14 protein-coding genes and 1 tRNA gene are annotated in these 14,390 nt (G+C 36.4%); 10 read left to right on the forward strand and 5 right to left on the reverse strand.

Going from position 1 to position 14,390, the window contains the following annotated elements; translation table 11 throughout:
• Positions 1 to 13: 13 nt before the first annotated feature.
• Together nrdR and DC345_RS12515 are read left to right on the forward strand one after the other, a co-directional pair.
• Positions 14 to 481, forward strand: a complete 468-nt coding sequence (gene nrdR / locus DC345_RS12510; RefSeq protein WP_064639292.1) for a transcriptional regulator NrdR — start codon at positions 14 to 16, stop codon at positions 479 to 481.
• 186 nt (positions 482 to 667) lie between these two features.
• Positions 668 to 740, forward strand: a tRNA-Ala gene (locus DC345_RS12515).
• A 184-nt stretch (positions 741 to 924) separates the two neighbouring features.
• On the opposite strand, the gene DC345_RS12520 is transcribed toward DC345_RS12515, so the two are convergent.
• Positions 925 to 2,112, reverse strand: coding sequence for a tyrosine-type recombinase/integrase (locus DC345_RS12520; RefSeq protein ID WP_113053385.1), 1,188 nt, complete (start codon positions 2,110 to 2,112; stop codon positions 925 to 927).
• Positions 2,113 to 2,257: 145 nt separating this feature from the next.
• Entirely contained in the window at positions 2,258 to 2,473 is a 216-nt protein-coding gene (locus tag DC345_RS12525) for a helix-turn-helix domain-containing protein (protein WP_181586572.1), read from the reverse strand.
• Between the two features lie 270 nt (positions 2,474 to 2,743).
• Between DC345_RS12525 and DC345_RS12530 the strand changes: the two genes are divergently transcribed.
• Positions 2,744 to 3,799 (forward strand): hypothetical protein, encoded by a 1,056-nt coding sequence (locus DC345_RS12530; protein WP_113053386.1) that lies wholly within the window; start codon positions 2,744 to 2,746, stop codon positions 3,797 to 3,799.
• A gap of 216 nt (positions 3,800 to 4,015) precedes the next feature.
• Here the strand turns inward: DC345_RS12530 and DC345_RS12535 are convergent, their stop codons facing one another.
• Together DC345_RS12535 and DC345_RS12540 are read right to left on the reverse strand one after the other, a co-directional pair.
• Positions 4,016 to 5,071, reverse strand: a complete 1,056-nt coding sequence (locus tag DC345_RS12535; protein ID WP_146752127.1) for a tyrosine-type recombinase/integrase — start codon at positions 5,069 to 5,071, stop codon at positions 4,016 to 4,018.
• Between the two features lie 771 nt (positions 5,072 to 5,842).
• The gene (locus DC345_RS12540) at positions 5,843 to 6,316 is read right to left on the reverse strand and encodes a JAB domain-containing protein (protein WP_258530641.1); all 474 of its coding nucleotides are present in this window, start codon (positions 6,314 to 6,316) and stop codon (positions 5,843 to 5,845) included.
• A 234-nt stretch (positions 6,317 to 6,550) separates the two neighbouring features.
• Here DC345_RS12540 and DC345_RS12545 point away from each other — a divergent pair, with 234 nt between their 5' ends.
• Both DC345_RS12545 and DC345_RS12550 read left to right on the forward strand, forming a co-directional pair.
• Positions 6,551 to 7,591 (forward strand): hypothetical protein, encoded by a 1,041-nt coding sequence (locus tag DC345_RS12545; protein WP_113053388.1) that lies wholly within the window; start codon positions 6,551 to 6,553, stop codon positions 7,589 to 7,591.
• Between the two features lie 297 nt (positions 7,592 to 7,888).
• The gene (locus DC345_RS12550; protein ID WP_113053389.1) at positions 7,889 to 9,454 is read left to right on the forward strand and encodes an alpha/beta hydrolase; all 1,566 of its coding nucleotides are present in this window, start codon (positions 7,889 to 7,891) and stop codon (positions 9,452 to 9,454) included.
• 75 nt (positions 9,455 to 9,529) lie between these two features.
• Here the strand turns inward: DC345_RS12550 and DC345_RS12555 are convergent, their stop codons facing one another.
• Entirely contained in the window at positions 9,530 to 9,733 is a 204-nt protein-coding gene (locus DC345_RS12555; protein WP_113053390.1) for a helix-turn-helix domain-containing protein, read from the reverse strand.
• 158 nt (positions 9,734 to 9,891) lie between these two features.
• Between DC345_RS12555 and DC345_RS12560 the strand changes: the two genes are divergently transcribed.
• From DC345_RS12560 to DC345_RS12580, 5 genes are all read left to right on the forward strand, one after another.
• The gene (locus tag DC345_RS12560; RefSeq protein WP_181586573.1) at positions 9,892 to 10,644 is read left to right on the forward strand and encodes a stalk domain-containing protein; all 753 of its coding nucleotides are present in this window, start codon (positions 9,892 to 9,894) and stop codon (positions 10,642 to 10,644) included.
• Positions 10,645 to 10,762: 118 nt separating this feature from the next.
• Positions 10,763 to 11,992, forward strand: a complete 1,230-nt coding sequence (locus tag DC345_RS12565) for a hypothetical protein (RefSeq protein ID WP_113053392.1) — start codon at positions 10,763 to 10,765, stop codon at positions 11,990 to 11,992.
• A 377-nt stretch (positions 11,993 to 12,369) separates the two neighbouring features.
• Positions 12,370 to 12,498: an S-layer homology domain-containing protein gene (locus DC345_RS32430; protein WP_397333666.1), complete on the forward strand. Its 129-nt coding sequence runs from the start codon at positions 12,370 to 12,372 to the stop codon at positions 12,496 to 12,498.
• Positions 12,499 to 12,657: 159 nt separating this feature from the next.
• Positions 12,658 to 13,929, forward strand: a complete 1,272-nt coding sequence (locus DC345_RS12575; protein WP_113053393.1) for a hypothetical protein — start codon at positions 12,658 to 12,660, stop codon at positions 13,927 to 13,929.
• Positions 13,926 to 14,384 (forward strand): three component ABC system middle component, encoded by a 459-nt coding sequence (locus DC345_RS12580; protein WP_113053394.1) that lies wholly within the window; start codon positions 13,926 to 13,928, stop codon positions 14,382 to 14,384. Before DC345_RS12575 ends, DC345_RS12580 begins: the two co-directional genes overlap by 4 nt.
• The last annotated feature ends 6 nt before the right edge of the window (positions 14,385 to 14,390 follow it).

Genomic DNA, 14,390 nt, shown 5'->3' on the forward strand with positions numbered 1-14,390 from the left:
GAAGTGATCTGATTTGAAATGTCCTTATTGCGCCTATCTGGGCACAAAGGTGCTTGATTCAAGGCCGGCCAATGAATCAAAATCGATTCGTCGTCGTCGTGAGTGTGAGCAATGTAGCCGTCGATTTACAACTTTTGAAATGGTGGAAGAAACGCCGCTGATCGTCATCAAGAAAGATGGTAGTCGTGAGGAATTTAGTCGGGACAAGATTCTTCGTGGCCTGATTCGGGCTTGTGAGAAACGGCCGGTTTCTGTGGAGACACTGGAAATGATGGTATCTGAGGTAGAGAAGTCTCTGCGAAATACAGCCGATGCAGAAGTAGAGAGCCGTCAGATTGGCGAACTGCTGATGGAACAGCTGTTTCCAGTGGATGAAGTTGCCTATGTGCGCTTCGCTTCAGTGTACCGTCAATTCAAAGACATCAATATGTTCATGAAAGAACTGAAATCTTTATTGTCCAAAGACGACAACGAGGATTAGTGAAACGGGTAAAAGGGGAAGAGCATTCTGGGGTTACCATCTGTGTGTTCCAGTAAAAAGGTTGTTCTTCTCCAATCACTTTAGCTTCAAGAAAAAGTTGTTGACAGCAAAAGCTGTACTTTATATGATATAGGAGTCGCCTGCGGAGCATTGCAGAGTTGGACAGCTTGTTATATTCATAATTTTGGGGCCTTAGCTCAGCTGGGAGAGCGCATCGCTGGCAGCGATGAGGTCAGGGGTTCGATCCCCCTAGGCTCCATACGTAAATAAACCTTGTAACGCTTGAGATTTCAAGCGTTTTCTTGTTTTTTAAGAATGCGAGTATAAATCGAAATTAGCTATCTGGTAACAATCCGGTAACATAAGGAAAATAATACTCTTGAAAACGAAAAATATAACAAAGGGATAATAAAAAAAGAACAAGCATGGAAGCCTGTTCTAAATTATTTATCGGTTATTTCGTCTCTGAATTTCTTCAGTAATGCTCTTTGCATACCGGGTAACAAATGAGAATAAATATCCAACGTTACTCGTGTCGAGCTGTGACCTAATCGGAATGACAAGGATTTAATATCTGCTCCTGATTTGACACTTAAACTTGCATGACTGTGGCGAAGTTCATGATATGTAACCCGTGTTACTCCAGCTTTATCTATGATTCGATATAAGCTGCGCCTTAGATTACTCGGATTCATTGGCGTTCCAATATTGCTTGGACAGACCAAATTCATGTCTTGATAAAGAGTACCGGAAAGTTCTTTGTCTTTTTTTATGCGCCGCTTTTGGGCTCTAAGGACTTCAACAATTTCTTCATCAATTTCCACTGGGCGATTTCCGGCATTTGTTTTCGTTCCGTCACTTATTGCGCAATCGTCATCCTCATGGTCAAGTGTCCGAACAATGTAGATGACTTGATTATCCAAGTCAACATTATCCCAAGTTAGTCCAAGCGTTTCTGCCTGCCTCAAGCCGCAGAATATGCCGAGATAAATTGCACAATAAGTCGGGTCGCCTTTAGCAGTGCTTAGGAATAAGTTAACTTCATCTGGTTTTAGAATTTTGTGGTTAGCTTGTTTTGCCTTGGGAGATTCGATTTTAGAAGCAATATCGCGCGGAATTCTCTCATCTCGGTAGGCTTGAATCAATGCCATCTTTAACACTTTATGCGTATCATGGACAGTTCGGCTAGATAATTTAGTATTAGTAGTGACTTTTTCTTTACCATTGAAAATCACTTTATTCTTCTTTTTGAGCGTCTTGTAAAAGTCTGTAACATCATCTTTTGTTAGATTGAAAAGCTCAATATGTCCGATTTCTTCGATTATGTGCTTAGCTCGATTTTTGTAAGATTCTAGTGTCTTCTTCTTCAGGCGAATTTCTTTATCGCTAAGCCACTTTTCAATCCATTCTTTCAACGTAATCTTTGTGGGTTTAATATATTTTCCTTTCATTTGTTTGTTTTTCGTATCAATTAAATCCTTATAGGCTTCTTCGGGGTTTGAATAACTTTTAGATTTAACCTGTTTTCTTTTATTTGTTTTGGGGTCGTTCGTTGAAATTATAAAGTAATATGTTTTCGTTTTGGTATCCTTGCGTTCGTATACGCCTGGGTATTTTTTAGTTCGTGCCATGTTGAAATTACTCTCCCTCCGTAATAATTATTCGAACAATGATTGTTCGGCTTTTCTTTGAGAAGTAAAAGATTAGCTCGCTGTACAAACAACGAGATAGAAAATTTGATAAATAATAGCGTAATTTTTAATCGTGTCAACTGATTTATGCTATTGAGTAATCCTCTCCCTCAAACCAGCGCAGGAATGAATCTCTGCAAATCCGATAGCTATTACCAATTTTCACATAGTGAAACTCGTTTCGTTTCAGTTGTTGATATGCTTGTACTCTGCCAATGCGTAGGAAATTTGCAACATCTTTTACTGTCATGGCTTTAGGCAAATCTTCTTTGTTTATATATGTTTCTGTTTTTTTTGTCATAATCGTATTCCCCTTTTTCTGCTGGTAAATTTGCTCAATTATGTTTTTGAGCTGAGTCTGATTACTTTAGCAAAAAAAAGAAGCAAACCGCAAGAGAGTTTGAGCTTGGAAAAATATATTTTTTTGTACATGTAACTACCTTGCTATTTCAAATTTTTTATGCTAAAAATGTCAAGTAAATTGCATTTGTTTAAGGGATGATTCAAAAACGATGGCAAAATGATACTATAAGGATGATATCTCCCTCCAATTATAAGGAGGTTATTTGTCGTGAAATTAACGAAGTGGCGAATTACTTATGAAACCGAAACGAATCCGATAACGGGAGAGAATCAGGAGTACGCTAAGATACCTACTGATGACGATACAGTTATCAACGTCGAAAGCGCTAAAGAAATTCAAGCTCGTAGAAGATATTTGAAAGTGCAAGCTTATCGGGACAAAGGCAGAAGAACAGAACCATTTACTCAAACCATGCCTGCTTACGAGAATAAGGTCGTAGGGAAATACTCACCAGAAATGTTGGAGTGCTTATTCAGAACCTTGCCTTATATGAACTATAATAGTGACAAAGACACCAATTCCGACAAATTGATTAAAATGAACGGTATTCCATTGAATGATACGACGTTAGCCCAGCTATGGGGAGTATCCAGGAGCACTGCAACAAAATACATTAAACAGTTTGTTCTGGATGGGATTTGGGGAAGAAAGAAACCAGAAGGTTTAACTGGAAATGCCTATCGATTTGAGAAAGAAGTATTTCTAAGAGGAGCTAAAAACAAAAAAGCCCCATTTACCAAAAAGATTGTTCTGGTAAAACTTAAAGACATTATAGACAAGGCTGACAGAGAAAGAGCACGTATTATTAATCACCCATATAACAAGGAAGAACGAGAGTATTCCAAACAACTTACTTCATTTCATCCTATTGCTTTACTAGGAGCAATTTTAATAAAGACAGATTATAAGTCCTATTTCCTCCTCAATAATTCTCCAGGAGACGTTATTGTAAAGTCGGATGAGACTGTTCTTGAAGTGTTGAATTCAACCTTTAAAAGTAGAAGGTTCAAATTTTTGAAAGTTTATCAGATGTGGAATTTGTACTCAAAAGCCAAGTCAAATAAATTGTCGGGAAAGCAAAAGATGGAGTTAAACGCATGTTTGTATGTGTTAAAACGTGTAAAGGCTTTGGGGGTTTGGGATACTGGAACAAGACCATACTACATTGTAAATCCTTCTTTAATTTATGTTTCACCGCATATCAAATGTGATAATCATTGGTATTCATTTATCGAAAGCTTATTTAATCTTGCAGAAAACTAAAAAACAACATGGAAGCAGCCCTCTTGTTGCTTCCATGTTGTTTTTATACATCAACGAAACTACGTACATTCCTGTACAGTAACCGACAAAACTACGTATAATTTTGTACAACAAAATTTGGCTGGATATTACTGCCACAGGAGAAGACGACGAAACTCTACTTTATATGTCATTGTAGGAATCTAAAGATCTAAATTTTAGAGTTAAAGTAGACGTTCAAGTACGTTTATAAGGTACGGTTGCATCATTGCGTGAGTGACCTAGCAACTGAGTCAAATATTGATTCATTAGCCAACGTTTTTGCCGTTGCATTAATTGTTCTGGGCTATATTTGGGCAGTTCTATCCCATCCTGTAATCTATCAGGGTTAAGCCTCGTGTCTGTGCTTACAAATTGCATGATAGCAGCGGTGAGCTGCTCTTTACTCCAGTTCTTGATTTTTCGGGTATGCCAGATTAAACATGATTTTCTGAAATCATGTACACCGCAGTATTTTACTTTCCCAAGTGCAGCACAATGCTTTACCATGGCTCTTATTTGTTTCTCCGTCATTTTATGACCCCAGATATTGGTTTGTTTATTAGGGATAAATGGCTCGAGGACTTTGAGCTTTTCTATAACAAAGGGAGGGAGCGGGAGCACACGAGGACGATTATTTTTGTTCTGATTTTTTTTGTTAAGATAAATGCACTGCTTATCAAAATCCACTTGTTCAAAGCTAATTCTAAGCACCTCGGAAATACGAGGACCTGCGTACAACAAAACGTCAACCAGAGTCTCTTCATATAGACTGTAATACTTGGCAGCTTGTCTTGCGATAATCTGAGCTTCACGGAGGGTGTATCCTACGCCTCCTATACTCCCACGCCGACGTTCTGCTTTACGAGCAATAGGAATCATGCTACGATGTTTGTCATTTACTAGCTTAGCATGACCTTTAATACCGGCTTTTACGGATGATTCGGCAAGCTTGTTAATGGCACTGACATAGGCTGATATGGTTTTCGCTGAACGTCCTTTGTCCAGTAACGATTGAACAAAACTTCCCACCATCCTTGGCTTAATGTCTCGGAGAGAATGTACCTTGTCGAAGTTTTCGTAGCAATATTTAAGAAAGGTGCGACAACTTTTTTTATAACGTGTGAACGTAAGCGAGGACCAAATGCCGTCGACCCCAAGTTTCCCTTGGTTCCCTTTCTTGGCATCTCTTTTCGTACTCTTTCCCTCTGAATATCGCGTCACCTTGGAATTAGCGATCAGTACGTTATCCATATCAGCGTGCAATCTTATAAGTTCTTTCCGTTGTTTTTTAGTCAAATGGTCGATTTTTCGTTGTTTGTTGCTAATTTTTGATGTTCTTTTTAATTTAACTGAGTTTAAGTATGAACTGTTCTGTAAATCTATAATACTATCACCTCCTTCGGGTGATAGTATACACAATATATTCTGTTGTAGGGGAACTAGAGAGAGTAGTTTTTGGAATGGGCTTATCTGTGCATAGCATTGGAGTTTCTTGCAGTGATAAAATAAATGGCAGTTTGGTCTACGAAAAAAAAGATTTTTTGACAAACTGTATTCATCCAAAATTCGAAGCCAGATGCTTAAAGCGATTCAAAACAATAAATCCCACAAATCTTTTTCTTTATCAATAATTAAACGCCGACCAGATGAAATATTTCATATCTCTGTGAAACCTTATATACAGTACTTTTCCAAAAAGTATAAATACAAACTCCCCCTCTACCTGCCTTATGAAAATCATCGCTTGCAGCGACGATTCTTCAACGTCAGATAAAGGGGGATATAATGGTTCTGTCGTTTCACGACATTACCCTGAGACAGCCTTATCCAACGAAAAAAAACATCTAGCCTCATTAGTGCTACACGCTGTCGATCTGCCTGAACATGATTCTCTAAAGCAAGAGGAAACGTCCTCTCATAGTTACAATGCCTTCACATTCGAAGACTAACGTGGCGTGGTGACCAAAATATATGTTCAAGCAAGAAGGAACCTCGACAGTTCCCTTTATAAAGAAGGTTATACTAAATAAGTTCGTGCTCCTTCATACTATAATAATTAGATGAAGAAACAATAACAGAATCAAGCAATTCAATGCCGATAAGCTCTCCGGCTTTTTTTATGCGTTGGCTTATCTCCAAGTCCTCGGATGAAGCAGTAACATCTCCACTGGGATGGTTATGGCAGAAAAGAATGCTGGCGCTATTTGAAAGAATAGCTGCTTTAAACACCTCACGAGGATGGACAATAGCTGCATTCAAGCTGCCGATGGCAATCGTTTGAATGGCTGTCACCTTGTTCTTCGTATCCAAACAAATGAGGATACAATGCTCGCGATCCTCTTCTCCAATGAATGCTTTTGCCAACTCGAACGCATCTTGAGGCTTTTGGATACTATTTGTTTGATACGGCAAGGTGCGTTCCCTCACCACACGCAAAGAGATGACGTTCAATCTTTTCATGCGTGCTTCTCTCGGAATTTTTTTCATCGGCTGCATGGGACAAGTCTCCTTTTCAAATTTTTGATTATCTTAGATAAATCCCACAAATATAATATTCGTGGCGCACTTCCTCGCTATAAAACGGACGAAGCTTATCCGAACATTTCTGCTGGATAAATTAAGCTTAAATCTGAGGATATTATAGTAGCTAAATTAAGCTTGTCAATTCTTTTTGTTGACAGCGTTTTTTTTTAATTTACAATGCTGATTATGAAAAGAAGGTGATTAATTATGTATCAGTTTGTGAAGGACTTGGAGTCCTTAAAATGTCCAATCCTCAATATAAAAGAACGTGAGCTTTCACAAGATAGTAATTTTCGGAAGAAGCTTTATTTAGAGGAATCGGATATAAGACCTGAATATGGTAAAGAGTTTTTAGAACAAGATTATGTTGTTTTTCCGGTATATCGAGATGCGCGAATGCTCCCATTAGGTTATGGAGCTAAATATTGTGATTATCGTGTCAAAGACCATGGCGGCGGTTTACTAGAAATCGTTCAGGAATACGGAAAACTGGAGATTAATCCACAGGACACGCGGTATACAAAGGCGACAATTGACTCATCTAAGCCCCGTTTTTTCTGGTTCTATTACGATAAAGAAGAGGGACGTTACAAGCATGAGAATAATGAGGAACGCTGGAAAAGTAGGTTGGATGAAATAAATCAAATTAAAGAACAACCGTACATACATAACCTAATTTGGTGCTTCTATGATTTCTACGAAGAATTCTGGATTAATCGGGTTGTTTTTCAGAAGCAATATCATCTGAACAATTCCCCTTCTCATCTAGACATACTCGATTATATTTATTATTTGGAATGTCGTATGGAGGATGTCAAAGCCTATCTTTTGCTTCTTCACATATTTGGGGAACTACCTAAAGAAGAATGCAACATAGCACAATTACTAGTGACAGAATTAGAAAGAAAAATAGAGAATGCGCGACTTTATTTGCACCGAAAAGAATTAACTCATATATGGGACTCTTTAGATGACAAACAACATGGTAAGCCTGTCGCTCTCCTACACAGCATGATAGAGAATGTATTTAAGCCTGCTTATTTCGTTCACCCACTTGAAGGAAATCAATATCCAAACGTTGGGGAAATTTATGAAAGATTGCAACCAACCAAAAAGTTTAGTAGTCGAAATGAACTTCGTATTCAAAAAGAAAAAATGATTGCGAGTGCTCAACAAGCATTTGCGGTTAAAGGAGCTAGTCAAGTAACATCCATTTTTGATTACTGCATTTATTATGTTAATAAATAAAAAAAATGCGAAAAAAGAGTGCTCGAGAAATGAGTCTCTTTTTCGTTGAAAGGTCAATTAAGAAATAAAGACATGTACTGGGGCTTTGCCCCACACCCATCCTCGCCGGAAGCAGGTGGTCTATACTTAGACCACCAATTCGAAGGATTTGGGGCTTGAAAAGAAATCAAGGGTCGAGATGAACTCGCCTTGCTCGCCCTTGATTTCGGCATCAAACGAATTAAAAAAAAAGGATTACATGAATCCCCTTATTATGGTACTTTATACCTAATATATTTTCATTACTGGGAGGATTATATGTCGTTTGTTCAAGTGAAGGATATCAAAATACATTATCAAATTTACAAATCTCAGTATGCAATGGATACACTTGTTCTCATTCATGGTGTAGGGTTGAGTATGGAATTGTGGGAACCTATACTTCCATACTTCCTTCATAATTATCATGTAGTTATCTTTGATTTACGAGGGCATGGGGAAACCGAAAGAGGGACGTCCGATTTTAGTTGGGAATTGTTTGTAGACGATATAAATAAATTGATGGAATTTCTGCATTTAGAATTCTTTCATCTAATTGGACACGGATTCGGTGCAACTTTAACGATGAAGTATAGCCAGAAGTATAAAGAAAAAGTAAAAAGTATCATCCTGCTAGCTGTTCCAGCATTTTTTCCAAGAAAATCTATTGATGCATTGATTGAAAGTCGGAAGGTACTGTCATGTAGTGGTTCCATGCTGCCCCTCGCTCAGAACATGGCAAAAGGAATTACGATGGAGCCGTCCGATAGCAGTATTTTTCAGAAGATAGTAAACGCGTATTCAATGGTGACACCTGAAACCTATTTTCAGATTTTTGATTTGTACTTGGATACACCGCCAAATGGAGATTTTGAGTTTATTAGACACCCTACCTTATCGTTAGTGGGCGTTCATGATCCGATATATTTGACTTCGTATACGTTATCTTCAAAATTATTGATTCAGACGAGATTATTAGTTGTACCTCATTCTTCGAATGCCGTATTTATAGACCAGCCCAAATTAACGGCTGAATGGATTCATGATTTTATACAAAAACCCGTTTTGGTCAGGAGCAACTACGGCTCATTTGAGAGTAATGGAGCTGTAAGTGTCATGGATTATTTTCATGAAGTCTATGAAATTGGAATCAATAAATTAGGCAAGCAAACGATTATACAGGTTGATTTCTTAACTGCATTTCGTGTAAGTATAAATAACGAATACATATGGGATGGTTGGAATCAGCGTTACGCCAAAAGTTTATTGCTTTTTCTTACATTTAACCAAACTACTACGCGTGAGCAGATTTGTGATTCCTTATTTCCTGAAGTCCCTTTAAAGCAGGCATTAAATAATCTCAAAGTATATTTAAACTACTTGAGGAAACTAATTGAAATTGCTGAGTCCAATAACTCTATATTGATGACTGATAAGGAGCATGTTGCTATTCGTGGGAGTTTACGATCCGATGTATTAAAACTCAACAGTGACTTGCAAAAAGCTCAGATTGAGAAGAGTAATGATTTCAAATTGAATTTATGTAAAGAAATCTTTAATGCGCTGCCAGAAACCTTACTCCCAGGACTATATGATGATTGGATAAATCTATATAGGGATAAGTTGGAGAACCAGATTGTTGATTTAGCAAAGGAAGTGGCTGAGATTGAAAGAGATAGGGGGAATTTGCAAAGTAGCATCTATTTTTATAATGTAGCGCTAAGATACCATCCAGAGGATGAATGGCTATATGATGAGACAATTTTATTATATGAGCAATTGAAAAACGGAGTTGAACGACAAAAAGGAAATAGAGTAAGGAAAGAAAAAATGGGAAGGTCTTAACAGACCTTCCCATTTTTTATCAATATCAATTGTAATGAATGCTGTAACCCTAGTGTAACGATGGATTGTATAAAATTAGTCAACTGCTCTTCTATCTTTCCATTCGTCAATTTCTCTTGGATCAATATCTAGAATTTCGCATATATGCAAAGCGATGTTTACTGTAGGCATTGTAAGCCCATGTTCAATATTTTGATAATGTTTCAAGGAAACATTAATGGCGCGGCTTAGCTTTTCTTGGGTCAGGTTTTTAGCATTTCGCGCGGCGCTGATTTTCATAGGGAAACAACTCCTTGATCTATTTCCCTAATCGTAGACAATTCGCAAACTTTTAATAACATAATATAATTGGCGAATTATAATACGTGTATTATAATGAGTTTGTTAGGTGTTATGAATTTAAGGAAAAATAATTAAACAAAAGGAGAGTAATGAAAATGACTAAACTTAAAAGAATTAAAGATGTGACAGTTGGAGTAATTCTTGGTGGAGTATTATTCTCGGGGGTATCATATGCAGCTTCCACGAGCATTGATGTAAGTTTCCAACCATTGAAATACTTCTTTGACGGTGTAGAGAAAACAGCGCCATCAGACCAGCAAGGTTTTGTTTATAAGGGAACAACTTATGTGCCGCTTCGCTTCGTGTCGGAGGCATTGGGAAAGAAAGTTGGGTATGATGGGAAGACTTCTTCCATATATGTGGGTAAACAAAAAGAAGGTAGCTTTTCATATATGGAACAAATGAAAGCTTACTCAAATCAGTCTAAAATCGGTGAAAGAATAATCGAAACTTTTACTTCAAACACTGGAGACCAATATCTTCATGGATATGAACTGCCGTTTTTTAATGGCGAAACTGGTGGTAGTTCGGATGAAGAGACTGGTTGGGGATTTACTAAAGAATATCTTTTGAATAGTCAATATAAGGAATTCCAAGCTCTACTAGTTCCAAGTGAGGAATGGGGCACGGCGCCATCACAAACTGATTTTAGTGGAAGCTTAGAAGTATATGTTGATGATGTATCTGTTTATAAAAGTGGAAAGATAGCTTCTAATATAACAGAACCAATCAAAGTGAACGTTGACCTGACAGGAGCTAACAAAGTTAAAATAGCTTTCAAAGGAGACGGCACATATCATGCCGCAACTGGCGGATTTGGTTTAGTTGAAGCGAAGTTTTTCCAATAGATATTATGGTGATTAATAAATTTGAATCATACTAACAAGTAATTTAAAAAGAACGAGCACTTTGCAAAAGCAAAATGCTCGTTCTGTAGTATTAATAACTTTTGTAAAGGAGACAGAGATGAATAATAGATATTTGATAATTATGGTTGGTCTCGCATTTTCGTTGCTTGTAAGTATTTTCCCTTCGACCACAGACGCAGCAGATATCAAAAAAGCAAATATAAAGGTAGAGAGAATTACAAAGCATACTGATACCAAATATGATGCTGTGAAAAGTTTTGATTTTTTGCCTTCAGGTAAATCCGTTCTTTTGACAATCAACCCTCAAATACAAGTAAGCTATTTGAGCTTCTATGACAAGGGCAACAATCTGAAATATAAAATTACTGGTGGTAATAACGAACAGATCAGTTATATGTACTGGAACGGGATGATTTTTGTAGAAATCAGTTCAATATATAACACATCGTATTCCCGATTATACGCCTATGATGAAAAAACTTTTAAGTTAATCTGGAAACGTGAGTTCAAAGGATTTAGTGTTGAACTTCGAGATGTCGCAAATAACAAATTGTTGTTAAAACGTCTTCTTGCTAATGATCATGAGGATGTGATTTATTATCTCAATCCAAATAGCGGAAATACAATCACAACACAGAAATATCCTTTTATGGAATGGGAGTTCGGTTACAGCCAAACCCAAAATCCTTCAGGCTATTTGGTCACATCACAGATATATAAGTTTAAATACCAATTAAAAAAGGGCGAAGGGCAAGTTGATGATATTTTTCAAGGATCAGATGGTACCGTATATTTAGTGACGGGTCCTGATTATAGTAGGAGTATAGAAGAGTCTCAAAAGTACTACCCAGGAACCTTTACTGGAGTATTCGCAATTGATGGGAAAACGAATAAGCTGAAATGGAAGAAAACATATAGGATTCATGCTGGTGAAGGTAATATCTTTTTTAATGAAAAGCAAGGTATATATTTGCTTGATGGTTCTGAACTTCACTTAATAGATAAAACAGGAGTTGAGAAATGGAAGTACGATTATTATGAGAATGAAAAATATGATCCATTAGTACCTACTATTTATTTCAATGATAGTGGACTGATATTCTGGGACAAAGTAATTCTTTCGTCAATAACCGGGGAGAAACTTGCTGATTTTAATTTTGATTTCCAGAATATTATAGGTGTATTGTATTGGATGGATACAGAAGGAAATTTCTACGCGAGGGGCGGGGTTGGAAAGAGACTTTCAGATGGAACATTCTCACCTAGTAACTTAGAAACTGTTTATTACAAATTCAAAATAAAGAATTTATCTGAGCTTATCAAATGAGTGATGTTAGTTGGGCACGGTGTTATCGACTGCCTTGACATACCTAGCGTCGTATCAGGTTATCCAGATGGGACATTTCGTCGGATGCAACTGTAACGAAGGAAGAGTTTATAAATTTGCTATTGACTGCAAAGTCAATAGCATCAAATACAGTCGTCAGTAATTCCTTCTCGGATGTTCCTACGTTAACGTGGTCTTATTCAAAAAGCAGCTTTTCCGGCATCTTTAGTGCCCTTGAAGAAGGGCAGAAATTCAACCCAACATTGTCAGTTACGTGTGAACAAATGGCAGTTTATGTAGTAAGAACTCTTAAGCTCCCCTTATCCGAAAACCTATAGAGCTTTATTGATGCTGAAGACATCACTGACTATCCTGAACTGGTACTTACTGCTGCAACAAACGGAATAATCGGTGTATATCAAGATGGAAGCTATAAACCGAAAGCTTACTTGTCACGTGCTGTAGTAGCGATGGTTTGGATTCCAAAGAAATTTAATAAAAAGTAAATACTCCAATAGACTAGTTAGCCTCGATAATTCGGGGCTTTTTTCCTATTGAAAGCAGGGTTTTGGAAGAGCTTGGTCGAATTAATAGAGATCATGTCATATGTAAAGTGAATTTAAACATAAAGACATGGGTTCAGTTTCCAAGAAAGGAGTCAAGAAATGGCTGATAGTTCAAATTTCCAAGATAGAACAAGCGCAGATAAAACATCAATCGGATTTGATTATCAATTTTTCTATTTTATAGATTTGTTATTAAATATGAAGATTGATCAAAAGATAGGTTACGAAGTAAAAGATGATATTCATATAGAATTAGATTCGAAAAACCATATATTAATGCAGACAAAGCATACTTTAAAAACTAATGCACAAGGTCAAACTGTAAATTTGACTGAACGGGATGGTGATTTATGGAAGACAATACATAACTGGATAAAAGTGATTAATGATAAGGATGAAAAAAGAGAATTTATCTCGGAACAAATTCAGTTTATGAATCAAACAAAATTTGTGTTGATCTCAAATAAAGCTAGTAGCACCAATAATCAACTACTTAAAAAGATAGATGCCGTACAGAAAGATACCTTAAGTATCTTAAATTTCCAAAGTTATTTAAGTAAGCTGATTTCCGAAACAAGCACTAAAAAAGCTGATGGAACTGGAAATAAGTTGAAAAATTATATGAGAGAACTTGTATCACAAAATGACGAATGGCTAAAGAAGTTCTTATCCAAAATTGAATTTCAATTGAATCAAGATGACTTGATACAAAAAATCAAAAATACAATTCGCGTGAAGCTTTTTGAGGTGGATGAATATAGGATCAATAATGCGCTTGATTGCATATTCAGTAATTTGAGTATTTGGAAATATGAAAATGTAAAAAAAGGTGAAAAGATATATATAGATTATGAAGAAGTAGAGACAAAACTTCACAAATGCTTTTTAGTTGCTAGAAATAATAAACTTCCTAAAAGAAAATTTCAGTTTGATTTACCAAATGATTTGGAGTCTCAAATTTTTATAAAACAATTGGTAGATATTAATGATATAGATCCTTTAGATTTCGTCCAAATGGCAGAATACACCACATATAAATTAAATATCTTGAAACATTTAGAATCCTGGAAACAGGCTGGTTATATTACTGAAGATGAATTAGATGATTTTAACGAAGAATGCGTCGCAATATGGAAGAACCTACATCGAGCAGCCCATCGAACAAGCCGAGGTTTAATCAGAGATAATGAACCAATCCCTGAATTAATCAAAATGAACGCTTTGAATTGTCTAGATAACATCAGAGACCAATCAGTGAAGATTGATGACGAAGAACTTAACATTAAAATGAGTAACGGACAGTTTTATCACCTTTCTGATAATCCTTCTATAGGGTGGCTTCTTGATTGGGAGGTAAAGTACAAAATATGAACCAATCTAAATATTTTTATAATAACGAGGCATTTGGTATTGTAGCAATTGCATCGGTACTTAAATATTCAAAAACTCTTCCATTATCGAAAGCCTTATTAATACTTCCAACTGTTGCACATAAAGAAACTTTAAATTATTTAAAAAGAGCAAATAGTGATGTGAAAAGTATTGAGCAATTAATTATTAAGAAAGGTAATTTAGTTACGAATTTCAACAGTAGATTTCAATCATTACTTCCAGTTTCGATTAACTCAATTAATATATTGTGTGAGATGAAGTATGTTAAGTTCGTTGATGAGCATTTATCATTACTGGATGAGTCTAAATTTAATTTTAGTGAACCAAGTTTAGGGGGGCGTGCAAGAGCCATCGTGCAAGCTTCCTCTAAAATTACGGTCTTACTACAAAAAAATGCAAATGATTTATATTTGCAATTGAGGGTGCAATTATGAAATTTC

Origin of the sequence: Paenibacillus taichungensis (genome assembly GCF_003287275.1) — a bacterium.
In the GTDB taxonomy this organism is placed as follows: domain Bacteria; phylum Bacillota; class Bacilli; order Paenibacillales; family Paenibacillaceae; genus Paenibacillus; species Paenibacillus taichungensis_A.

Excerpts from the sequence above, each read along its gene's own strand:
- DC345_RS12520 (WP_113053385.1), bottom strand. The coding sequence starts at position 2,112 with ATGGCACGAACTAAAAAATACCCAGGCGTATACGAACGCAAGGATACC.
- DC345_RS12545 (WP_113053388.1), top strand. The coding sequence starts at position 6,551 with ATGTATCAGTTTGTGAAGGACTTGGAGTCCTTAAAATGTCCAATCCTC.
- DC345_RS12540 (WP_258530641.1), bottom strand. The coding sequence starts at position 6,316 with ATGCAGCCGATGAAAAAAATTCCGAGAGAAGCACGCATGAAAAGATTG.
- DC345_RS12550 (WP_113053389.1), top strand. The coding sequence starts at position 7,889 with ATGTCGTTTGTTCAAGTGAAGGATATCAAAATACATTATCAAATTTAC.
- DC345_RS12580 (WP_113053394.1), top strand. The coding sequence starts at position 13,926 with ATGAACCAATCTAAATATTTTTATAATAACGAGGCATTTGGTATTGTA.
- DC345_RS12575 (WP_113053393.1), top strand. The coding sequence starts at position 12,658 with ATGGCTGATAGTTCAAATTTCCAAGATAGAACAAGCGCAGATAAAACA.
- DC345_RS12565 (WP_113053392.1), top strand. The coding sequence starts at position 10,763 with ATGAATAATAGATATTTGATAATTATGGTTGGTCTCGCATTTTCGTTG.
- DC345_RS12560 (WP_181586573.1), top strand. The coding sequence starts at position 9,892 with ATGACTAAACTTAAAAGAATTAAAGATGTGACAGTTGGAGTAATTCTT.
- DC345_RS12535 (WP_146752127.1), bottom strand. The coding sequence starts at position 5,071 with ATGGATAACGTACTGATCGCTAATTCCAAGGTGACGCGATATTCAGAG.
- DC345_RS12555 (WP_113053390.1), bottom strand. The coding sequence starts at position 9,733 with ATGAAAATCAGCGCCGCGCGAAATGCTAAAAACCTGACCCAAGAAAAG.
- DC345_RS12525 (WP_181586572.1), bottom strand. The coding sequence starts at position 2,473 with ATGACAAAAAAAACAGAAACATATATAAACAAAGAAGATTTGCCTAAA.